The following is a 21,805-nucleotide window of genomic DNA, read 5'->3' as shown; positions in this document are numbered from 1 at the left end:
TGTATCCGCAGTCCGAAGGAGCACCGGCTCCAGACCGTTACAGCGGGTGGCTCTCACGCAAGCCTCACCAGGATACCCCGAGACAGAGGTAATCCATATTGGAGCGAACCGGAAGCGATTTACGTTTTTGCGTGTTGCTACCTGATATTTGGTGGAAGGGGAAAGGAAATCAACTGCGCGGATGCATATAAGTGCTTTCGGCGGAGAACATCGTTTTAACCAGCGGCGACACGATCGCAGTTGTGAAATGCTTCTTGGCGCTGACAACTGTAGAGGAGGCGATGATCCTACCTTTGCAGCCTCACTCATACCACCGGGGCGTATAAACCCACCCCGCACCTCCGCCCTCACTTCCAAACCTCCGCGTCATCGACGACCCCACGATCACCATCGTCCGCATATCCACATCGGACGAACGCAGTTCACCCAGCGTGAGCGTGCGCAGCGTCCCACCAGGCCGGCCGATATCCCGCCCCAGCACCACCTGGGTCGAGGCCGTGCGATATTCCCGCACGATGTCCAGCGCTTTGTCCAGTTGCCACGGACGCGCGCGGGAAATCGGGTTATAGAACGCCATCACCAGATCGGCTTCGGCCGCGTGCCGCAGACGTGTTTCGATGATCGTCCACGGCTTCAGGTTATCGGACAGCGACAGCATGCAGAAATCGTGACCGAGCGGTGCTCCCGCTTGCGCGGCGGTCGCGAGTGCTGCCGATACGCCCGGCACGATCGCCAGTTCGACCGCAGCCCATGCTGCGTCTTGCGATGCTTCGAGCGCTTCGAGCACCGCGGCCGCCATCGCGAACACGCCAGGATCACCCGACGACACCATCACCACCGACCGTCCTTCGCTCGCCAGTTCGAACGCGTGCTGCGCGCGTTGCATTTCCTCGCGATTGTCGGTGCCGTGCACGCGTTGACCGGCGCGCAACGGACCGGCCATTTTCACGTAGGTGTCGTAGCCGAGAATATCGGTGGCTTCGTCGAGCGCCGCGCGGGCGGCGGGCACCATCAGATCGGCGCGGCCAGGGCCGAGGCCGATCACCGTCAGACGGCCGCGTGCGCGGCCAATCGCGGCGGGGTCGATGGCGAGGGGCGCCAATGCCAGCGCAACGCCTGAGGCAATGTCGTCGTGCAGCGTTTCGTGGGGGATGCGCAATGCGGCGTTTAACAGGTTGGCTGGCGGCTCGCCAACTTCGGGACGGGTTTGCGCGAAGCGCAACGGTACGTTGAAACTGGCGGCGGCTTCGGCAAGCGACGGGTCCGTCATGTCGTCCGGTGAGGCGAGCAACGCGGCAAGCGACAGCGGCGCGAGACCGTGTGCATCGAGCGCCTTACGCACACAGGCGACGATCTCGGCACCCGCGCCCGCGCCCGCACCCGCACCCCTCACCGCCGCGACCACACAACGCGGATGAATCACCAGTTCATCCTCACGCCCATCCCACGCGCGCGGCGTCACGCGAATCGCGAGCCGCGCCGAAGCGGAGCGGGGCAATTGCACATCATCGAGCCAAGGCGCGTCGCCTTCGATGCGCGTGCTTTCCCCCGCCAGCAGATCCGAGACGAAACGCTTGCCTTGCCCGATATCGGCCAGCATGTAGCCCTCGGGCGGATTGAGTACGCAGGTGCCGAAGCGCAACTCGCCGCTCGTCGTAATCGCAGGCGGCACGGCCAATGCGGCGGCGATCTCGCGCGCCATCACGTTGGCGCCGGTCAGTCCGCCGAGCAACGGCACGACCGCGCTGCCGTCCTCGGCGACGGCGAGCACCGGCGGCTCGACGCCCTTGTTCGACAGCAACGGCGCGACGCAGCGAATCACGATACCGGCCGCGCACAACGCGACGATCGGCGTGCCACGCGCATACAGATCACGCAGATGCGCGCCGAGTTCGGTGTAGGACACGTCGGCTTCGACGCGTCCCTGCAAGCCGTGCACCTGGCAGCCTGCGTCAGCGGGGCGATCCACACCGGCCGCACCCTCGGCATACAACGCCTGAATCCTTCGCGCCGTGTCCAACGCCCCCGCGCCGAGAATCACGATCGCGGGCGCGCTCATCCTTGCCATTTTTCCCCCGGCACGACCAGCAGTGAAAAATACGGCGATGCCATCGGATCGACTTCGGCGAGCGGCACGATGCGTTGATTGCCCATCGTCGCGCGTTCGACGTACAGCGCGCGCTGCGCGAGGCCGAGTTCGCCGAGCACGCGCCGCACCTTGTCGAAATTGCGGCCGAGTTTCATCACGACGGCGGCGTCGGCATCGGCGAGACGGCGGCGCAATTCGTCCTCGGGCAGCACGCCCGAGAGCACCGACAGACTTTGATTGCGATACACGAGCGGCGCGCCGAGCACTGCCGCGCCGCCGAGCATCGAGCACACGCCGGGCACCACTTCGCTCTCGTAGCGCGCCGCGAGCCGGTCGTGCAGATACATGTACGAGCCGTAAAAGAACGGATCGCCTTCGCAGATCACGGCGACGTCGCGGCCCGCATCGAGATGACCGGCGACGATCTCGGCGGCGGTGTCGTAGAAGTCGGCGATGATCGCCTCGTACGAGAGCGGTGGTTCGAGCGCTTCGGTCGTGACCGGATAGATGAGCGGCAGATGGGCCTGAGCCTCATGCAAATGCGCCTCGATAATGCCGAACGCGTTGCCTTTCTTCCCCTTCGCGACGAAGTACGCGACCACCGGCGCGGCCTTCAGCAAGCGCAGCGCCTTCAGCGTGATGAGTTCCGGGTCGCCGGGGCCGACGCCGAGTCCGAACAGTCGTCCTTGCGCGCTCATTTATTCGACCTCCGTCGCCAGTGCGTTGACGGCGGCAGCGGCCATCGCGCTGCCGCCGCGCCGGCCATGCACCACCACGTAGGGCACGCCGCGGCTGTCCCCGGCGAGCATCGCTTTCGATTCGGCCGCGCCGACGAAGCCCACCGGAAAGCCGAGAATCAACGCGGGTTTCGGCGCGCCGGCATCGAGCATGTCGAGCAGATGGAACAGCGCGGTCGGCGCATTGCCGATCACGACGACACTACCGGCGAGTTGCGGACGCCACAATTCGAGCGCGGCGGCCGAACGCGTATTGCCGAGTTCGCGCGCGAGCGCCGGCACGTCCGGATGCGTGAGCGTGCAGATCACGTTGTTGTTTGCGGGCAGTCGCGCGCGCGTGATGCCCTGCGCGACCATGCCGGCGTCGCACAGAATCGGCGCGCCTTGCGCGAGCGCCGTGCGGCCCGCGGTGCCCGCGTGCGCGGAAAACTGCAGCGCGTCGATCACGTCGACCATCCCGCACGCGTGGATCACGCGCACCGCGAGTTTTTCGAGGTCGGCGGGGATGCGCGACAGGTCGGCTTCCGCGCGGATCGTCGCGAAAGATTGGCGATAGATCTCCTGACCGTCGCGAATGTAATCAAGCATCTGTGTTACTCCGGGCGAGGCGTTCGAGCGTATCGGCGGCCTGTGCGATCGTCAGTTGGTGCGCGACGCAGTGGCCGAAGCCGGCTCGGCCGTCGCGTCGATAAAGGTCATAGAGGCCGGGGGCGGCGGCCAGCAGCGTGTACGGCGCGCAATGCGCGGCGGCGCACGAGCGCGTGCAGCCGCTCAGGTGCACGTCGACGTCGGCGGGCAGCAGGGCGGCGAGGCGCAGCGCGTCGGCTTTGGTGTCGGCGAGGCCTTTGGCGCAACCGCTCGAACCGGCGCACGCGATCAAACGCGTGATGGGTTGTGCGGCATCGCAGGCGAGGCCCAGGGCGTTCAGTTCGGCCAGCGCGACGGGCAGTGCGTGCGTCGGAATGTCGGGCAGCAGCACGCTTTGCCAGGGCGTCGCGCGCAGCGTGCCGTTGCCGTGGCGTTGCGCGAGCGCGGCGAGGCCGTGCAGCGTGGCGGCGTCGAGGCGGCCGAGCGGCGGCTGGCCGCCCACGTGCCACATGCCGGTTTCGCGTTGAGCGTGGGCGCCGAGACGGAGCGCGGCATCGGCTGTGGTGCTGCGGCGCCATTCGGTGAGCGAGGCGTCGCGTGACAGCGGGAAGTCGACGTAGCGTTGGGCGTGCTGCAACAGTGCGTCGGCGGAATGCGTGGCGAGCAGGTCGCGCATGCGGAGGGCGTCGGCTGGTGCGAGGTCGAGGAACGTATGCAGCAGCGCGCGCACGAGCGCGGGGACTTGCGAGGGGAGGACGGCGGCCAGGGGCTGGTGGCTGTGAGTGTGCGCGGAGGAGTCGGCGCGTGAGATGCGCGTGGTCGTGTTGCCGGTCGGCGTGGCCGGGAGCGGAGGGACAGTAACGACAACACCCGCGGCCGCATGGGTTCGCGCGTTCGTAGCCGCGTCAGCTTTTGCACCTGCACCTGCATCGTCGCACGTAACCGCGTTTGCGTTCTCCTGCGCCTCGACACCCGGACACCCGGCGAAACCGAACACGAACCGCACACCATCATGGCTCAAAGTCGCCGCGAGCCACACATCGTGTGGATGATCGACCCTCGCCAGACGCTCGCCGCCATCCAGCAGCAGCGCGAATTTCGGCGACAGCGCCGCAAAGCGCATTTCGCTTTGCAGCAGCGTGAGCAACTCCGCGCATAGCGGTGTGGTGTCGATCAACGCAAACGGATCGCGTCCCGCAGCGGGGCTGATCATCACGTTGCGCACGTCGTCCGCGGCGCTCATGACGACGGCATTCGAAGCGTGGTTTGCGTGCTTTGCACCTGCTGGGTCCGCGCCACTCGCCGTAGCGGTGTTCGCCACGTCGGCCGCGTTCGCGCCTGGCCGAGGCATCGTCATCGGCCCAAGCCCGGCCTCGACCAGCGCCGCGATCAACGCCGCTTCGTGCCCCGCGCGCACGCCACGCACCTGCAGGTTCGCCCGATTGGTCAACTCGATCACGCCCGCCGCGTGCCGCGTGCTCGCATCGGCAATCACTTGCGCCTCGTCCGCATTCAACTCGCCGCCCGGCAGCTTGATCCGGCAGATGCCACCATCACGCGCGGCGACGATGCGCAGCAGCCCCGGACATGCCGATGGCCGCGGCGTCGAAGCCGCGTGGAGCAAGGCAGTGGAGGGCGAAGCTTGAGTCAAGACGGACACCGGTTTAGCGTCGCGCGACGGCCCGAGCAAGCCGCAAGGCGGATTGCTGCGGCATCGGTACACCCCGCCCGATGTTGGCTGGCACGAACAGTCTCGCCGGCAGGTCTCCTGGCTGGCAGGTCATCGTCCACCGCAGCCTTCCCGGTCAAACCAGTGGCGCGTAGCGCAGGCGGACTCGCTGCATACAGTTGCGGGGGCAGCCACAGTGGCACTGTGTTCCCTCTTCGGCCCCGAAGGGCACCGGCGGCTGTATTATGCCTTTTTTCGAACCGCGCAACGAGGCTGGACGCTTTGACCGGCGTGGCGCGGCGCATTGATTGAAGACACAGAATGAGGATGGTGGCATGCCGGCGTGGCTGACCGTGGTGGGCATTGGCGATGACGGCTTCGCCGGTTTGGGGCGGCCCGCGCGGCGTGCGTTGCTGACGGCGTCGGTGGTGTACGGCGGCGAGCGTCATCTGGCGATGCTGCCCGCGCGCCTCGCCGCGCGCCGCGCCGCGTGGCCGCGTCCGTTCGATCTCGCGCCGCTGCTCGCCGAACGCGACGGCGCCGTGTGCGTGCTGGCGAGCGGCGATCCGATGCTGTTCGGCGTCGGCGCGATGCTGGCCCGGCAGTTGCCTGCGCAAGAGTTGCGCGTGCTGCCTGCGCCGTCGTCGTTGTCGCTCGCGGCCGCGCGGCTCGGCTGGCCGTTGCAGGACGTCGCGACAGTGTCGCTGGTGGGCCGTCCGTTGGCGACGCTGAATGCGTATCTGCACGACGGCGCGCGCGTGTTCGTGCTGAGCGCGGACGGGCACACGCCCGCGACGCTCGCCGGCGTGCTGAACGCACGCGGCTTCGGCGCGACGCGGATGAGCGTGCTCGAACATCTTGGCGGCGAACGCGAGCGCCGCATCGACGCTCGTGCGGATCAGTGGAGCGCGGGCGAGTTGGCCGCGCTGAATCTGATCGCGCTCGAATGCCGGGCGACGGTGGGCGCGCCGCGTTTGCCGCTGACCTGCGGCTTGCCCGACGAGGCATTCCGTCACGACGGCCAGTTGACCAAGCGCGACGTGCGCGCGATCACGCTCGCGCGCCTCGCGCCGACGCCCGGCGAATTGCTGTGGGACGTGGGCGCGGGCAGCGGTTCGATCGGTATCGAATGGATGCGCGCACATCCCGCTTGCCGCGCGATCGCGATCGAAGCGCATGTGGAGCGGCAGGGCTTCATCGAACACAATCGCGACGCGCTGGGCGTGCCGGGGCTGCAACTCGTCGCGGGCCGCGCGCCTGCTGCGCTGGACGGCTTGCCGGTGCCGGATGCGGTGTTCATCGGCGGCGGGGTGACGGTGCCGGGTGTGCTGGACGCGTGTTGGGCGCGTTTGCGCGACGGTGGACGGCTGGTGGCCAATGCAGTCACGTTGCAGGGCGAGGCGGCGCTGGTTGCGTGGCGCGAGCGGTATGGCGGCACGCTCACGCGTATCGCGCTCGCGGACGCGCAACCGCTCGGCGGCTTCGATACGTGGCGGCAGGCGTTGCCGATCACGTTGCTCGAAGTGACCAAAGCGGCTCGCGGCAACGGCGAGGCAAACGGCGTGCGGGCAACGGAGAGTGGCGGCGGTGAAATTGCCATGAATGATGCGAACGCCGGAGACGGCACGAGCAATGCGAACAGCACGAACAGCACTACCGCCCATCACTCCGCTTCACCCCGCCAACCGTAATGCGCGAAGAATCCCCCGAACACGCCGCGCCGCTGCGTAGCGGCTACACGACCGGCAGTTGCGCCACGGCGACGTCGCTCGCGGCGGCGCGTCTGCTGCTCGCGGGCGTGGTCAGCGAGGTCGCGGAGATCGTGTTGCCGAAAGGCCAGCATGTGCCGATGCCGCTCGTGTTCTGCCGCCTGCTCGCCGCTGGCGCCGACGGCGCCGAAGCAGGCACCATCAAGGATGCCGGCGACGACCCCGACGTGACCCACGGCGCGCTCGTGTTCGCTCGCGTGCGCCTGATCCCCGAGCCGGAGGTCGTTTTTCGCGCCGGACCGGGCGTCGGCACGGTGACGCGCGCGGGCCTCACGCTGCCGGTCGGCGAGCCGGCGATCAATCCCGTCCCGCGCAAAATGATGACCGACCATCTGACCGACCTCGCGGCCGAGCACGCGTATCGCGGCGGCTTCGAGGTGACGATTGGCGTTGAAGGCGGCGAAGAGCTCGCGCTGAAAACGATGAACCCGCGCTTAGGCATACTCGGCGGCCTGTCGATTCTCGGCACGACGGGCATCGTGCGGCCGTTCTCGTGCTCGGCGTATATCGCGTCGATCCATCAGGGGATCGACGTCGCGCGCGCCAACGGCTACACGCATCTGGCCGCCTGCACCGGCAACGCGAGCGAAGACGCGATGCGCGCGCGTTATGCTCTTCCGGATATCGCGCTGATCGAGATGGGCGACTTCGTCGGCGCGGTGCTCAAGCATATGAAACGCGCGCCCGTCGACCGGCTCAGCATTTGCGGCGGGTTCGGCAAACTCAGCAAGCTGGCGGCGGGCCATCTCGACTTGCATAGCCGCCATTCGAGCATCGATCTCGAACGGCTCGCGACGTGGGCCGCGGAGCAGGGCGCCGATCCCGCCTTGCAGACGGCGATTCGCGCGGCCAACACGAGTCAGCAGGCAGTGGCGCTCGCGCACGCGCAGCAGGTGCCGCTCGGCGATATCGTCTGCGGGCACGCGTTGGCGGTGGCGCGCGCGATCGTGCCGCCGCAGGTGAATGTCGAGATGTTCGCGATCGACCGCCAGGGCGTTGTGATTGGAGCGGCGCGATGATGCGGGTCCTGTTGCTCGGCGGCACCGGCGACGCGTTGAAGATCGCGCGCCAACTTGGCGCCGCGCACGTGTACAGTCTCGCGGGTCTCGGCAAGGTGCCGGACGATCTCGCGTGCACGGTGCGTGTCGGCGGCTTCGGCGGCAGCGAGGGCCTCGCACGTTATATCGCAAGCGAACGGATCGGCCTCGTGATCGACGCGACGCATCCCTACGCCGCGCGCATCAGCGCAAACGCGTTCGGCGCGTGCCGCGCGGCGCGCGTGCCATGCTGGGCGCTGCGTCGTCCGGGCTGGCAGCCGCAAGCCGGCGACGACTGGCGCATGGTCGGCGACTGGAACGAGCTGATCGCCGCGCTAACGCCGTTCAGGCGACCGCTCTTCACACTCGGCCGTGAGCCGCTTGCACATCTCGACGAGATTCCGCCGCGGCAGTTCTGGACGGTGCGCTGCCTCGATTCGCAGCCGGACACCGCGCGCTCGCGCATCCTCGCGGCGCGCGGCCCGTTCAGCCTCGAAGGGGAGCGCGCGCTTTTCGCACTGCAAGCGTTCGACGTGGTGGTCAGCAAGAACAGCGGCGGCAGCGCGACCGAAGCGAAGCTGGAGGTCGCGCGTGAACGCGGCTTGCCGGTCATCATGTTGCGTCGTCCGGCGTTGCCGCAGGTCGATCGGGAATTCGACGGCATCGCCGGTTTGCTGGATGCGTTACGCGCTCATCGGGTGCCGCTGCGAGCCGAACAGCGCGCCCCCGGCGCCACGGGCAATTGAATCATTGGAGTCTTGAATGACGGTGTTTTTTATCGGTGCGGGTCCTGGCGACCCGGAACTGATCACGGTGAAAGGGCAGCGCCTCGTGCGCAATTGTCCGGTGATCCTGTACGCGGGTTCGCTGGTGCCGGCCGCGGTACTCGAAGGTCACAGCGCGGAGCAGGTCGTCAACACGGCCGAGCTCGACCTCGATCAGATCGTCGCGTTGCTGAGGGCCGCGCATGACAAAGGGCGGGACGTGGCGCGCGTGCATTCCGGCGATCCGTCGCTGTACGGCGCGATCGGCGAACAGATTCGCCGCTTGCGCGAGTTGCGCATTCCATACGAGATCGTGCCTGGCGTGACTGCAACGGCCGCGTGCGCGGCGGCGCTCGGTTGCGAACTCACGCTGCCGGATGTGTCGCAGACGCTGATTCTCACGCGCTACGCGAGCAAAACGACAATGCCCGAGGGCGAACAGCTCGCCGACCTCGCCCGGCACCGCGCGACGATGGCGATTCATCTCGGTGTGCGGCATCTCGCGCGCATCGTCGATGAATTGCGCGCGCATTACGGCGGCGCGTGTCCGATCGCGGTGATCTATCGCGCGAGCTGGCCGGATGAAGAGAAGATCACCGGCACGCTCGACGACATCGTGAGCAAAGTGCAATCGAGCGCGATCGAGCGGACCGCGCTGATTCTGGTCGGCGAGGTGCTGGCCGCCGAAGGTTTCGCGGACTCGACGTTGTACGCGAAGGGCGGTTGAACGGCATGCGTGCGCCAAGCCCATCCGTGAAGGTTTGCATCACGGACAGGCTTGCGAAGATAGTCGAACTAGTGAGCCAATTCGGGCTGCCGCGTCGCCAGCTTCGCACGCAAGGCCTTCGCCGCCCGCACCATATTCGTCAACGCCGCTTCGGTCTCGGGCCAGCCGCGCGTCTTCAGGCCGCAATCCGGATTGACCCACAGGCGCTCGGCCGGGATCACTTCGCACGCGCGCTCCAGGAGCCGCAGCATCGCGTCCGCGCCCGGCACGCGCGGCGAGTGGATGTCGTAGACGCCCGGGCCGATTTCGTTCGGATACGCGAACTCGCCGAAACCGTCGAGCAGTTCCATCGCCGAGCGCGAGGTTTCGATGGTGATCACGTCGGCGTCCATCGCGGCGATCGAGGGCAGGATGTCGTTGAATTCCGAATAGCACATATGTGTGTGAATCTGCGTCCGGTCGCCGACGCCGGCCGCCGAGATCCTGAACACACGCGTCGCCCAGTCGAGGTACGCGGCCCAATCGCTTTTGCGCAATGGCAGGCCTTCACGAAACGCCGGTTCGTCGATCTGGATGATGCGGATGCCGGCCTTCTCCAGATCCACTACCTCGTCGCGGATCGCCAGGGCGAGTTGCAACGCGGTAGCCGAGCGCGGCTGGTCGTCGCGCACGAACGACCACTGCAGCATCGTCACCGGGCCGGTCAGCATGCCTTTCATCACGCGCGGCGTGAGCGATTGCGCGTAACGGGTGGTGTCGACGGTAATCGGTTCCGGACGATAGACGTCGCCGTAAATGATCGGCGGCTTCACGCAGCGTGAGCCGTAGCTCTGCACCCAGCCGTTTTCCGTGAATGCGTAGCCCCACAACTGCTCGCCGAAATATTCGACCATGTCGTTACGTTCGGCCTCGCCATGCACGAGTACGTCGAGTCCCAACGCTTCCTGCCTGCGCACGGCGAATTCGATCTCGGCGCGCATGCGCTGCAGGTAGTCGAGTGCGCGCAATTCGCCGCGCTTGTAGGCCGCGCGCGCCTGACGGATCGACGCCGTTTGCGGAAACGAGCCGATCGTGGTGGTCGGCAGCAACGGCAGGTCGAGCGCTTCGCGCTGCAGGCGATTGCGATCGGCGAACGGGCTATGGCGTTGCGCCATCGCGTCACTCACGGCGGCCACGCGTTTTTGCACCAGCGCATTGACGACCGCGCTCGAATGACGCCGTGCGTCGAGCACGAGGTCGGCGGCGGCGAGCGCCGGCTCGGCCGCTGCGGAGTCGCGTAATGCAAGCGCGAGCGTGCTGACTTCGTCGAGTTTTTCAGTGGCGAACGCGAGCCAGGATTTCAGATCGGCGTCGAGCTTGTTCTCGGCGGCGAGCGAGACGGGCACGTGCAGCAACGAGCATGACGGTGCGATCCACAAACGATCGCCCCATTCGGCATGCAGCTCACGCAACGATTCGACAATGGCGCGCAGATCGGCGCGCCAGATATTGCGTCCGTCGATCACCCCCGCCGACAACACCGCATGCGAGGGTAACGCCGCGCGCCACACGTCGAGCTGTTGCGGCGCACGCACGAGGTCGAGATGCACGCCCGCAATGGGCAAGCGTGCTACACGCTGGGCGTGTTCCGCTGCGGTGTCGAAGCAGGTGGCCAGCAGCACTTTCACTTCCGACGTGCCGAGCACGTCATACACGGCAGAGAATGCTTCGAGCCACGCTGCGGGCAGATCGGCGCACAAGGCCGGCTCGTCAAGCTGGACCCATTCGATGCCGCGCTGCTTGAGCTTCTCCAGAATGCGGCTGTAGCGGTTGACGAGCTTCGGCAGCAACGACAGGCGGTCAAAACCCGGCACATGACTCTTCGACAGCCACAGGTACGTGATCGGCCCGATCAACACCGGCTTGACCGGCACGTTCAGTGCGAGCGCTTCGTCGAGTTCGTCGAACAGCCACTCGACGCCGCCGTCGAACGAGGTCTGCGCGCTGAGTTCGGGGACCAGGTAGTGGTAGTTCGTGTCGAACCACTTGGTCATTTCCATCGCCGGCTGCGCGGCGTTGCCGCGGGCGAGTTCGTAGTACTGCGCGAGCGATAGCCTGCCCGCGTCAAAGCCGAAACGCTCCGGCAATGCGCCAAGCAGTGCGCTCAACGTGAGCATCTGGTCGTAATAGGCGAAGTCGCCGACGGTGATGAAATCCAATCCGGCGTCCTGCTGCAGGCGCCAATGGCGCGCGCGCAACTGACGCGCGAGCTCACGCAATTCGGATTCGCCGGTTTCGCCGCGCCAGAACGATTCCTGCGCGAATTTGAGTTCCCGCTGCGCGCCGATGCGCGGAAAGCCGGAGATGTGCGTGCGGGCCATGTGAAGTCCTCTTGTGCGTGATGTGCGTTGTGATGAATTGGCGCTCAGTGTGAAAGTCGCGCTATGATTCATCAAGCGACATGTTTTCACCAATGTATGAGCCATATTCATATCCGGAAAAATTCTTCCCGCACGGAGCCCCAGCATGCTTGAGCTTCGTCACCTGCGTTCGCTCATCGCGATCGCCGATTCCGGCAAGCTGGTTGCCGCTGCCGAACGCGTTCATCTGAGCCAGTCCGCGCTGTCGCATCAGATCCGCGATATCGAGGCGCACTACGAGGTGTCGCTATTCGAGCGCACCCGGCAAGGCCTGCGCTTCACGGCGGCGGGCGAGCGGCTGCTGGCGCTCGGCCGTGAGACGATCGCGGCGCTCAGCGCGGCGGAGCGTGATCTCGTGCGCCTGAAGGGCGACACGCGCGGCGAATTGCGCATCGTGCTCGAATGCCATACCTGTTTCGACTGGCTGATGCCGGTGATGGACGAATTCCGCCGGCGCTGGCCCGAGGTCGAGGTTGACCTCGTCGCGGGTTTTCATGCGGACCCGCTGCGTCTGCTGAGCGACGCGCGCGCCGACGTGGTGATCGGCTCGAAGCCGGCCACGCGGCGCAGCCTGCATATCGCGCCGCTATTCCGTTTCGAGATTCTGGTGGTGATGGCCAACGAGCACCGGCTGCGCAACAAGCGCCGCGTAGTCGCGGACGATCTGCGCGACGAGACGCTGATTACCTATCCCGTGCCCGAGGCGCGCATCGACCTGATCCGCGAAGTGCTCGAGCCCGCCGGCATCAAGCTCGAACGACGCACGGCCGAGCTGACCATCGCGATCATGCAACTGGTGGCGAGCCGCCGCGGCATCGCGGCGCTGCCGAATTGGGGCGTGAAGAATTACGTCGATCACGACTACGTGCAGGCCAAGCGGGTCGGCAAGCAGGGCTTGTGGAGCGAACTGTACGCGGTGGCCGCGAAGGGCTTCGCGAGCCGGCCTTACTTCGGCGATTTCGTCTCGATCGTGCGGGACACGTGCGCGGCGCAACTGGATGGCATCGAGTTGCTGACGCCCGAAGGGGCGGCGGGCTAAGGGGGCGTTGCACGCACGGCGGCGTGCAATCGGGCTGGCGCGGCAAGCTTGCACCCGCCGCGCGCACCATCCATCCGTGCTGTCAATCCTCGAGCGGCGACAACGCCTCGAGCGGCATCTTCTTCTCCGAACCGATGTGAATCGCCGGCACGAACGCGAGCAGCGCCACCACGAAGATCGCGATCACGAAGATCGAAACGAACGTCAGATGCAGCGACTGGTGCAACACCAGACGGATCATGTCGCTATCGCCGAGGCTCGCCACCTGATTCTGCAGCAGCGCTTTCAACTGGTCCGAGGTGACCACCGCCGTGCCCTGCGAATGACTGAGCCCGAAGTTGAGCACCGCGCCGAACAGCGTCGCGCCGAGCGTGCTGCCGAGATTGCGCGAAAAGATATTCGACGCGGTGGCGCTGCCGCGTTCATCCGTCTTGACGATTTCCTGGATCAGCACCAGCGAACTGACGCTCGACGTACCCATGCCGAAGCCCATGATCAGCGAGCCGAATGCGGCGATCAGCGGCGAGCCGCCCGGCGACAGGAACAGTAGCAGGGCAGCGCCGAGCGGCACGAACGCGCTGCCGCCGATCAGGATGCGCCGCAAGCCGAGGCGGTGGAACGACTTCGCCGCGAGCGTCGCGCCGGTGGGCCAGCCGACCATCATCATCGTGAGCGCGAGACCGGCGACCACCGGCGAGCGATGCAGCACACCCTGCACGTACATCGGCAGGAAGGTGGTCGCGCCCATCAGGATCATGCCGGACAACAGGGTCGAGCCGTTGCACGCGGCAATCGGCCGGCGGCTCCAGAGCGCGAACGAGATCATCGGCTCGGCGGCGCGACGCTCCTGCCGCACGAAGAACAGCACGCACAGCAGGAAGGCGCCGCCCGCGAGCGATGCCTTGGCGAGTTCGTCGTCGCCCGCGTAAGTCAGCGCCATCATCAACGCGGCGATCGCGGCCATGAACAATGCCGCGCCGCCGAAATCGATCGACGGCCGCGCGTGCCGCTCCGATTCGCGCAGGAACGCAATGAAACCCGCAGCCGATGCGAGGCCGATCGGCACGTTCATCCAGAAGATCCACGCCCACGACAGGTTGTGAATGATGAAGCCGCCGACCATCGGCCCGACCACCGCCGACACCGCCCATACGCTGGCGAGATAGCCTTGCACCTTGCCGCGTTCGCGCGCCGGATAGAGATCGGCAACGATGGTCAGCGTGACCGGCTGGATCGCGCCCGCGCCGATGCCTTGTATCAGGCGGAACACGATCATGGCCGGCATCGACCACGCGAAGCCGGCGAGCACCGAGCCGAGCAGGAAGATCGCGATGCCGGCGAGCATCACCGGTTTGCGGCCGTACAGGTCGGCGAGCTTGCCGAACACCACGGTCATCGCGGTTTGCGTGAGCAGGAACGACGAGAAGACCCAACTGTACAGATGCAGGTCGCCGAGTTGCGTGACGATCTGCGGCATCGCGGTGGAGACGATGGTGGCTTCGATGGCGACCATCGCCATGGAAGCCATGACGGCGGCAATGACTAAAGCGCGCGACGATTGAGGGTTGCGGGACATGGAGGCGTTAGTATCGGGGTGTTGGGCGCGTCTGACGGCTTTGCAGGAGGCTTGCCGCGACGCATCAGCGCGGCCGCACGTGGCGGCCGATGTGGAGTATGCACCTTACGGAGAATGCGCGCTCGCCGCGGCACGCTGCGTGAAGACGCCAGCGGCTTGGCACAGGGTTTGCGCGTTCGAAGTTCACTTTCGACACATGGAGGATCATTATGAGGATCGAATTCACCGGACGCCGCGAAGTGGTGGCGGCGGCGCGCGTCGCCTTCGAGGCCAATGTGGACGGGGCGGACGTCTGGTGCAGCGTGTCGCTGGATGCGCTGAACGACCATTTCGGCAACGGCGGCCCGTCGGCCCACGATCTGGTGGGCACTTTCGAGGCAAACCGTGCGCGGATTGAAAATGCTACGCGGCGGGTCCTCGAAAAGAACGGCGGTCGTTCGGTCGAACTCGAAACCGGCGATTTTAATTAGGTTTCGATGATGTTTCTATCGAGGCCGCGTCGGTTGCGGAAATCCGGATAGCAAAAAGCCCGGCGCTTGCGCGCCGGGCTTTGTTTTCCGGTGAGCCGGCAAGTCGTGCGCGGGGCTGTGGTGGGCGCGCATGCCTACGGCGCAGCGGCACATCTTCGATCAACGATCCTATCGGCGACTTCTCCAGATCCGACAACAATCCCTTCGACACCTGGCCATTATTCTATGAAGAAGCGGCGCCTATATTGAGTTCAGCGGTCGCGCAACATGTCATTCGCAACACCGCGGACCATCAATTACTGGAGCTTGTTTTTATCATGAAGTCCTTGATCAAGGCTGTTGTCGTCGTCGCGTCCATCGCCGCATCGGCCACCGTTTTTGCGCAATCGAATACCCGCATCACGCGCGAACAGGTACGTGCGGAACTGGTTCAGCTCGAACAGGCCGGCTACCGCGTCGGCGACGGCGATCAGACCCATTACCCCGAAGCGGTTCAGGCGGCGCAAGCCCGCATTGCCGCGCGGAACAGCAGCGCGAGCGCTTATGGCGGCAGCGTCGCGGGTTCGTCGCAAAGCGGCCGGCCAGCGGTGTCGGCGGCTGACTGGAATGCGATGTATAGCCGTTGATTCAATGCGCCGCACGCTGCCGCGCGGTACGCGATGAAGCGCATCGGCGACTGGCGCCACGTGTCCTGGATTCGCGCCGCGGTGTAACGGACCCTTCCAGCGCCACGTATATATCCGCTGCGTCGACGCAGGTACAGTAGTCATGCACGCACGACTTCCGGTGTGCGAGCGAGAGAGTTGGCCCCGGCTGGAAACAGCCGGGGTTTTTTTCTGATGCCGCGAACGGTGCGCAGGGTTCATCATGAAGGCGCGCCAGTTCGGATTCTTTTTTCTGTTCCTCACTTTGGATATCCGGCACAGGCGTACACGTCGGTTGGACGCAGCCCGCCTTGGGCGGCTACGGTATAGTCACGCCAATCGATAGCACACATGCGGCGGCTCGCCCGCGCATGCACGGCGAACGCAATCCCCGATTGTCTGGAGAACATCGTGCAGGAAATCATCAAAGGGTTCATCCGCTTTCAACGCGACGTCTTTCCGCAGCAGATCGCGTTGTTCAAGCGTTTGTCGGCGGCGCAAAGTCCGAGCACGCTTTTCGTGACCTGCTCGGACAGCCGCGTGGTTCCCGAGTTGCTCACCCAGGTGGAGCCGGGCGCGCTGTTCGTGATTCGAAACGCCGGCAACATCGTGCCGTCCTACGGTCCGGAACCGGGCGGGGTGTCGGCCACCGTCGAGTACGCGGTAGCGGTGCTGGGCGTGCGCGATATCGTGATTTGCGGCCACTCCAACTGCGGCGCGATGACCGCGATCTCGACCTGCATGAATCTCGATCATCTGCCGGCGGTGGCAGGCTGGCTGCGTCACGCGGATGCAGCCAAGGCGGTGAACGCGTCACGCACCTATGATTCGGACGCCGAACGCCTCGATGCGCTGGTCAAGGACAACGTGATCGCGCAGCTCGGCAATATCCGCACGCATCCTTCGGTGGCCGTCGGACTCGCCAATAAGACCTTGCAATTGCATGGCTGGATTTTCCAGATCGAAACCGGTGTGATGCTAGCGCTCGATGGGCGCACCGGCGAATTCCTGCCGCTTGTCGATAACCCGGAAATTTACGCGGGCTAAGGCGTGGGTGGCGTGTGATGTTCCGATGCCGGGTCGGCGCCGTGGGTGCGGAGACAAAGGCGGCTATGACGTCGCATCGAAAACCCTTTAGTGCCCTGTAGCGTCGCGGGAATTCATCCCGGTTGCAACCGCGTCTGCCTGTTGCCGATGTTGGCACAGGCGGCACGCCCCTAATCCCTTCACGCGGCGAAGCACCGAAACGCCAGGCTGATGCGCGGCTCGCTCACGCCCGGCCGCTTGGGAATGCCGTGCTCATGCGTGAACTGGGCCGCATAACTCATGACGAGACAACTGCCCGCCTCCAGATCGACATGGAGCACCCGGCCTGCGCCCACCTTCGGACGGATCGACATCCGGCGGCTCGCGCCGAGCGAGATGATCGCGATCGGCTGCGCAGGCACGAGCCGCTCGGTCTTGTCGCTGTGGAGCGCGACGCTGTCGCTGCCGTCGCGATACAGATTGAGGCCGACGCGATTGAACGGCGCGCCGACGAGTGCGCGCACGGCCTCGAATGCCTCGCCCAACGGCGCTGGCAGGTCGGCGGATTCGCGCAAAAACGTGGCGAGCAGACGCGGTACGGCGACTTCGCGCTCGTACATCATGCGTTGCTGGCTGATCCAGCCGATGTTCTGAAGCGCCTCGTCGAACCACCGCTGCGCGATGGCGGCTGGCACTGCGGCGGGCAGGTAGCGGATGCCGCCTTCCTGATCGTGGAGAACGGACACGGGCTCGGGGGCGAACAGGCTTGGCTGGGACACCATGGCGAGGTTGGGTGGGCGGGGCGGTCAGGGCATTTCATTATACTGTGTTTTTATACAGTGTTTTGGGGCTGCCTTGCCGAACGGCTTATCCGCACGGGTCGCTCACGCGGGCGCGGGCATGGCTCGACGACCACAAATGGCAGCGTCTGCCCGCTTCATGGCCACCGCAGCACACGTGCCACACGCATTTCTTCAAATGGCGCCGTGACGGCGTGCTTACGTGGATTGCCGAAGAACTCGATATTCCCGACGAATCGCTTTGCGCGGTTCCGGCGTCGTCAAAATAACAGGGGTTGTGGCAATGGGCCGTGCCGACAACCGATCCCGCTGAGTGTTCGATTAGCCTTGACTCGCGGCCAGCGCATGCAGCTTCTGCAGTTCCGAACGGCGCCAGTCCGCCGGCGTCATGCCCATGTGCTGAGTAAAAGCGCGCCTGAATGCAGCCACGGATTTGTAGCCGACGGTCTCGGCCACGACCTCGGTGGAAACGCCGGTTTTTTTCAGTTCATTCGCAGCCAACGCCATGCGGACATCGGTCAACAATTCATTCGGCGAGCGTCCTACCTTTTCCTGAAAGTGGCGAATCAGCGTCGCGCGCGACATGCTGCAAAGGTCGGCCAACGTCGACAGCGTCCACGCACCGGCCGGGTCGCCGAATAGGGCCGCCAGTGCGGGGACGAGGCGCGGATGTCCAGCGAGAGCCAGCAGTCCGGTCGGCGCTTCGTCGGACTCGCTGGCCATGCGCAGGGCGAGCGCGAAAAGAGCCGCGGATAGCGCGTTCATCATCGCGTAGCCCCCAAGATTGCCTACGTTCGATTCCCCTCGCATCAGCGCCACGAGACCGTTCAGTTGCGCAGACGTGCCGTCGGCATCCTCGACGCTCGACGTTCGGATCACGAGCCGCGTCGGCAGATAGGCACGAATAAACCGGTCATGAGGCGGCGCCAGAACGATGCGGCCGCAAAGCATGTCGAGACGCTCGCCGGTCCCTGTGTTTTCGCTAATGGTCAGGTTCAAGCCTTCGTGCTGACGCGCACGCTTCGGCCGCGCGCCGCTGCCGTCATGAAGAATGTGCGCGGAGCCGTGCGGAAACATCACGATGTCGCCGGCGCGAAGATCTTGCGGCTTGCCAATGCCGGGCGTCTCCAGGATACCGGAGCCGCTGAGCACGATGTGATAGGGCATCTCGCCGGCATCCGAGTCGCCGTAGATGACTTGCCAGGGAGCGCCATACAGGCAGCGCAGTTCCAGCTGACCGCGCACGGTCATCATGCCGAGCAGACGGCTGAGCCAATCCAGGGGAGGTGACATGTTTTGCCTCGATTGATACTTTCGAGCATGATATTGACAATTTACGGACTCAACAAGCTCACGGGACGTCCCTAAAGTGGAGGCTCCTAACCACCACTGAGTGAGGTCCATCATGAGCCGCATCGCCATCCCTGCTGTGACGAACGCCACTGGCGCGACCGCCGAGGTCTACGCACAAGTCCGCAAAATCGCGGGAGGAAGTGTGCCTAATCTGTTCGCGGCGCTCGGTCATCTCGCGCCCGCAACCTTGAGCGCCGCGTTGAATGCCGAAGGCGCACTGGCAGCCGGCAGTCTGAGCAAGGCGGATCTGGAAACGATCAAGCTGCTGGTCAGCGAGCAGACAGGTTGTGACTACTGTGTGGCCGCACACGCCATGCTGGGGAAGATGGCTGGCCTTTCGCCCGAAGCGCTGAAGCAGATTCGCGCAGGCGAGGCGACCGGCGATGCGAGGCGCGATGCGCTTATCCACTTCGTGCTGAATCTGCAGACGACGCGAGGCACGATCAGCGAAAGCGAATTCGCCGCGATTCGCGCGGCCGGCTATAGCGACACGCAACTGGCCGAAATCTCGCTGGCGATCGCCATGACGATTTTCACCAACACGTTCAACCGCATCAACGACACCGACGTCGATTTTCCGCCGGTGAAGTGACATCGGCGTTGGCGGGCGGTACATCGCGCAGCGACGTGCCGCCCGCTACGTCTAAGTCCTCAGACCGCGGCCCGGATCGCTGCTGCGCTGTACTAACTAACCTGTAGATGAATGGGAGAATGTGATGTCCCAAGTCGAACATGTCGATACGTTGATTCTCGGCAGTGGCCAGGGTGGCAAGCTGCTGGCGTGGCATCTGGCCCGATCGGGGCAACGCGTGGTCGTGGTCGAACGGCAGTGGGTAGGTGGCTCCTGTCCGGCCGTCGCCTGTCTGCCGAGCAAGAACGAAATCTGGAGCGCGCGTGTTGCGCATCTGACGCGACATGCCGGTCAGTTCGGTACGACGACCGGTCCTGTGTCGATCGATATGGCGAGGGTGCGCGAGCGCAAGCGCGGCATGATCGAAAGAGAAGCGGCGTTTCACGTAGAGGCGTATGCATCGAGCGGTGCCGAATTGATCATGGGCCGTGGCCGTTTTGTCGGACCGAAGACGATCGAGGTCCAGCTCAACGACGGCGGCACGCGTACGCTCAGCGGTGACCAGGTGGTGGTGAACGTCGGCACGCACGCCGCGATTCCCGATCTGCCGGGGCTACGCGCGTCAGAGCCGTTGACCCATATCGGCGCGTTGGACCTCGACTATGCGCCGGCGCATCTCGTCGTGCTCGGCGGCGGCTATATCGGCATCGAGATGGCGCAGGCGTATCGCCGCTTTGGCAGCCGCGTGACCATCGTCGAGCGTGGTTCCCGGCTGATGGGTCGTGAGGACCCGGACGTTAGCGAGGAGATGTATCGCATTCTCCGCGCGGAGGGGATCGATATTGTGCTGGGCGCCGAAACGATCAGCGTCGAAGGCCGATCGGGAACGCACGTGCACATTGTCGTGCGCACGGGTTCGGGAGACCGGACGATCGACGGCAGTGACATTCTCGTTGCGGCAGGCCGCGTGCCGAACACGGCGGACATCGGCCTCGTGCAGGCGGGCATCGAACTCGACGAGCGCGGTTACATCCGCGTGAACGACCGGTTGCAGGCGTCGGCGCCCGACGTGTGGGCGATCGGCGAAGTCGCGGGCAGTCCGCAGTTCACGCACGTATCGGTCGATGACTTCAGGATCGTGCGCGACAACCTGGCCGGCGGAAATCGCAGAACGACCGACCGTCTGGTTCCATACACGCTATTCACCGATCCGCCGCTTGCGCGCGTGGGCTTGAGCGAAAGCGATGCGCAGCGTCACGGCGTCGCTGTGCGCGTCGCGACACTGCCGATGAGCAATGTGCTGCGAACCGAAGCCACCGACGAAACGCAGGGCTTCATGAAGGTTCTCGTCGGTGCGAACGATGACCGCATCCTGGGCTTCACGATGATCGGCTCGGAAGCGGGAGAGGTGATGGCGGCGATGCAAACTGCGATGCTCGCTGGGCTTCCGTATCAGACGCTCCGTGATGCGGTCATCTCGCATCTGACTTTTGCCGAGGGGTTTGGGCCGCTGCTGTCGAAAGTGCCTGCGAGAGCGGTGGAATAGGGGCTATTTAGCGGTTGGGGAAAAGCCTTTGTTTTGCGAAGCCCGTCGAAGATCGAGGGGCTTCGCGCCGGACGGCTGTTCAACCCGTTCCATTGCGCCTAACATTTCCGCGAGAGCAAGATGGAGGCGTTATGGACAGCTCAGGTACCGACACTCGCTTCGCCGGCTCGATCCCCGAGCTGTATGACAGTCATCTCGTTGCGCTGATCTTCGAACCGTACGCCGCCGCTCTCGCGAAGCGGGTAGCGGCGCGCCATCCGTCACGCGTGCTCGAGACCGCGGCCGGCACCGGCGTAGTGACCCGCGCAATGGCGGCTGCGTTGCCAACACAGGTCGAGATGATTGCGACCGACCTGAATCAGCCAATGCTCGATCGTGCCGCAGCAATCGGCGCTCCGAGGCCGGTGACGTGGCAGCAGGCGGACGCGACCCGCCTGCCGTTCGACGACGCGAGTTTCGACATCGTCGTCTGCCAGTTCGGCGTCATGTTCTTCGCGGACAAAGCGCGAGCGTTTTCCGAAGCTCGGCGCGTACTTCGGCGCGGTGGCGCGTTGCTGTTCAACGTCTGGGATCGCATCGAGGAAAACGAATTCGCCGATACGGTCACGGCGGCACTTGGGGGTCTCTTTCCCACCGACCCGCCACGTTTCATGGCGCGCACGCCGCATGGCTATTTCGACAGGCAAGTGATTTCACGCGATCTCGCGGAGGCGGGCTTCAGTGCGGCGCCGCGCTTCGAGACGATTGCGGCGCGCAGCCGCGCGGCATCGGCTCGGGTGCCGGCCGTCGCCTACTGCCAGGGAACGCCCTTGCGCAATAAGATTGAGGCCCGTTCGGGCGGAGGTGTCGAGAAGGCTACGTCAGCGTGCGCGACGGCGATTGCCGAGCGATTCGGCACCGGGCCGGTTGAGGGGAAGATTCAGGCGCACGTGGTTGTTGTGGAGCACCGATAGCGGCCGGGGAAGGGCGGCAATGGCACATGCAATCGGCCGCCAGCCTCT

Annotated in this window: 19 protein-coding genes and 1 riboswitch; of the genes, 11 read left to right on the top strand and 8 right to left on the bottom strand. The window is 65.4% G+C overall.

Annotated elements, in window-relative coordinates; genetic code table 11:
• Positions 1–301: 301 nt before the first annotated feature.
• Genes cobJ through PQQ53_RS18865 form a run of 4 tightly spaced genes read right to left on the bottom strand, consistent with a single transcriptional unit; the run spans position 302 to position 5,074 of the window.
• On the bottom strand, positions 302–2,059 hold the full coding sequence (gene cobJ, locus PQQ53_RS18880) for a precorrin-3B C(17)-methyltransferase (protein WP_408325254.1): 1,758 nt from the start codon (positions 2,057–2,059) through the stop codon (positions 302–304).
• Entirely contained in the window at positions 2,056–2,787 is a 732-nt protein-coding gene (locus PQQ53_RS18875) for a precorrin-2 C(20)-methyltransferase (protein WP_408145007.1), read from the bottom strand. Before PQQ53_RS18875 ends, cobJ begins: the two co-directional genes overlap by 4 nt.
• Entirely contained in the window at positions 2,788–3,414 is a 627-nt protein-coding gene (locus PQQ53_RS18870; RefSeq protein ID WP_408325253.1) for a precorrin-8X methylmutase, read from the bottom strand.
• A complete protein-coding gene (locus PQQ53_RS18865) occupies positions 3,407–5,074 on the bottom strand; it encodes a ferredoxin-like domain-containing protein (protein WP_408153260.1) in 1,668 nt (555 codons plus the stop codon). The genes PQQ53_RS18870 and PQQ53_RS18865 overlap by 8 nt, the downstream gene beginning before the upstream one ends.
• Before the next feature lie 81 nt (positions 5,075–5,155).
• Positions 5,156–5,334, bottom strand: a riboswitch (cobalamin riboswitch).
• Positions 5,335–5,418: 84 nt separating this feature from the next.
• Between PQQ53_RS18865 and cbiE the strand changes: the two genes are divergently transcribed.
• Genes cbiE through cobM form a run of 4 tightly spaced genes read left to right on the top strand, consistent with a single transcriptional unit; the run spans position 5,419 to position 9,380 of the window.
• Complete coding sequence (cbiE, locus tag PQQ53_RS18860; protein ID WP_408325342.1) at positions 5,419–6,774, top strand: precorrin-6y C5,15-methyltransferase (decarboxylating) subunit CbiE; 1,356 nt, start codon at positions 5,419–5,421, stop codon at positions 6,772–6,774.
• On the top strand, positions 6,774–7,871 hold the full coding sequence (locus PQQ53_RS18855) for a cobalt-precorrin-5B (C(1))-methyltransferase (RefSeq protein WP_408150179.1): 1,098 nt from the start codon (positions 6,774–6,776) through the stop codon (positions 7,869–7,871). The genes cbiE and PQQ53_RS18855 overlap by 1 nt, the downstream gene beginning before the upstream one ends.
• Positions 7,868–8,635 carry a cobalt-precorrin-6A reductase gene (locus PQQ53_RS18850; protein WP_408325251.1) on the top strand — a complete coding sequence of 256 codons (768 nt, stop codon included), beginning with the start codon at positions 7,868–7,870 and terminating at the stop codon, positions 8,633–8,635. Before PQQ53_RS18855 ends, PQQ53_RS18850 begins: the two co-directional genes overlap by 4 nt.
• Positions 8,636–8,651: 16 nt before the next feature.
• On the top strand, positions 8,652–9,380 hold the full coding sequence (gene cobM, locus PQQ53_RS18845; protein WP_408325249.1) for a precorrin-4 C(11)-methyltransferase: 729 nt from the start codon (positions 8,652–8,654) through the stop codon (positions 9,378–9,380).
• Positions 9,381–9,448: 68 nt separating this feature from the next.
• Here the strand turns inward: cobM and metE are convergent, their stop codons facing one another.
• Positions 9,449–11,740 carry a 5-methyltetrahydropteroyltriglutamate--homocysteine S-methyltransferase gene (gene metE / locus PQQ53_RS18840; RefSeq protein WP_408325247.1) on the bottom strand — a complete coding sequence of 764 codons (2,292 nt, stop codon included), beginning with the start codon at positions 11,738–11,740 and terminating at the stop codon, positions 9,449–9,451.
• Between the two features lie 145 nt (positions 11,741–11,885).
• On the opposite strand from metE, the gene PQQ53_RS18835 reads away from it, so the two are divergent.
• A complete protein-coding gene (locus tag PQQ53_RS18835) occupies positions 11,886–12,818 on the top strand; it encodes a LysR family transcriptional regulator (protein WP_408150170.1) in 933 nt (310 codons plus the stop codon).
• Positions 12,819–12,900: 82 nt separating this feature from the next.
• On the opposite strand, the gene PQQ53_RS18830 is transcribed toward PQQ53_RS18835, so the two are convergent.
• Positions 12,901–14,394: an MDR family MFS transporter gene (locus PQQ53_RS18830; protein WP_408150168.1), complete on the bottom strand. Its 1,494-nt coding sequence runs from the start codon at positions 14,392–14,394 to the stop codon at positions 12,901–12,903.
• A gap of 209 nt (positions 14,395–14,603) precedes the next feature.
• Here PQQ53_RS18830 and PQQ53_RS18825 point away from each other — a divergent pair, with 209 nt between their 5' ends.
• The 3 genes from PQQ53_RS18825 to PQQ53_RS18815 all read left to right on the top strand — a co-directional run bounded on the left by PQQ53_RS18825 (position 14,604) and on the right by PQQ53_RS18815 (position 16,555).
• Positions 14,604–14,864: a DUF1488 family protein gene (locus PQQ53_RS18825; protein ID WP_408150167.1), complete on the top strand. Its 261-nt coding sequence runs from the start codon at positions 14,604–14,606 to the stop codon at positions 14,862–14,864.
• A gap of 317 nt (positions 14,865–15,181) precedes the next feature.
• On the top strand, positions 15,182–15,490 hold the full coding sequence (locus PQQ53_RS18820; RefSeq protein ID WP_408150165.1) for a DUF4148 domain-containing protein: 309 nt from the start codon (positions 15,182–15,184) through the stop codon (positions 15,488–15,490).
• Between the two features lie 429 nt (positions 15,491–15,919).
• Positions 15,920–16,555, top strand: coding sequence for a carbonic anhydrase (locus PQQ53_RS18815; RefSeq protein WP_168664147.1), 636 nt, complete (start codon positions 15,920–15,922; stop codon positions 16,553–16,555).
• Positions 16,556–16,734: 179 nt separating this feature from the next.
• Here PQQ53_RS18815 and PQQ53_RS18810 read toward each other — a convergent pair whose 3' ends face one another.
• Together PQQ53_RS18810 and PQQ53_RS18805 are read right to left on the bottom strand one after the other, a co-directional pair.
• Positions 16,735–17,316: an alpha-ketoglutarate-dependent dioxygenase AlkB family protein gene (locus tag PQQ53_RS18810; RefSeq protein WP_408153264.1), complete on the bottom strand. Its 582-nt coding sequence runs from the start codon at positions 17,314–17,316 to the stop codon at positions 16,735–16,737.
• 339 nt (positions 17,317–17,655) lie between these two features.
• Positions 17,656–18,627, bottom strand: a complete 972-nt coding sequence (locus PQQ53_RS18805; RefSeq protein ID WP_408150177.1) for an AraC family transcriptional regulator — start codon at positions 18,625–18,627, stop codon at positions 17,656–17,658.
• 112 nt (positions 18,628–18,739) lie between these two features.
• Here PQQ53_RS18805 and PQQ53_RS18800 point away from each other — a divergent pair, with 112 nt between their 5' ends.
• The 3 genes from PQQ53_RS18800 (at position 18,740) to PQQ53_RS18790 (ending at position 21,757) form a co-directional block, all read left to right on the top strand.
• Positions 18,740–19,279 (top strand): carboxymuconolactone decarboxylase family protein, encoded by a 540-nt coding sequence (locus PQQ53_RS18800; protein WP_408325245.1) that lies wholly within the window; start codon positions 18,740–18,742, stop codon positions 19,277–19,279.
• Positions 19,280–19,403: 124 nt separating this feature from the next.
• Entirely contained in the window at positions 19,404–20,804 is a 1,401-nt protein-coding gene (locus tag PQQ53_RS18795; RefSeq protein WP_408325244.1) for an FAD-dependent oxidoreductase, read from the top strand.
• A 131-nt stretch (positions 20,805–20,935) separates the two neighbouring features.
• On the top strand, positions 20,936–21,757 hold the full coding sequence (locus PQQ53_RS18790; RefSeq protein WP_408325340.1) for a class I SAM-dependent methyltransferase: 822 nt from the start codon (positions 20,936–20,938) through the stop codon (positions 21,755–21,757).
• Positions 21,758–21,805: the final 48 nt, after the last annotated feature.

This window comes from Paraburkholderia strydomiana, from assembly GCF_046030495.1.
In the GTDB taxonomy this organism is placed as follows: domain Bacteria; phylum Pseudomonadota; class Gammaproteobacteria; order Burkholderiales; family Burkholderiaceae; genus Paraburkholderia; species Paraburkholderia strydomiana_A.
Note: the sequence above shows the minus strand (reverse complement) of the source record. Positions and strands in the feature narration are given on the sequence as shown.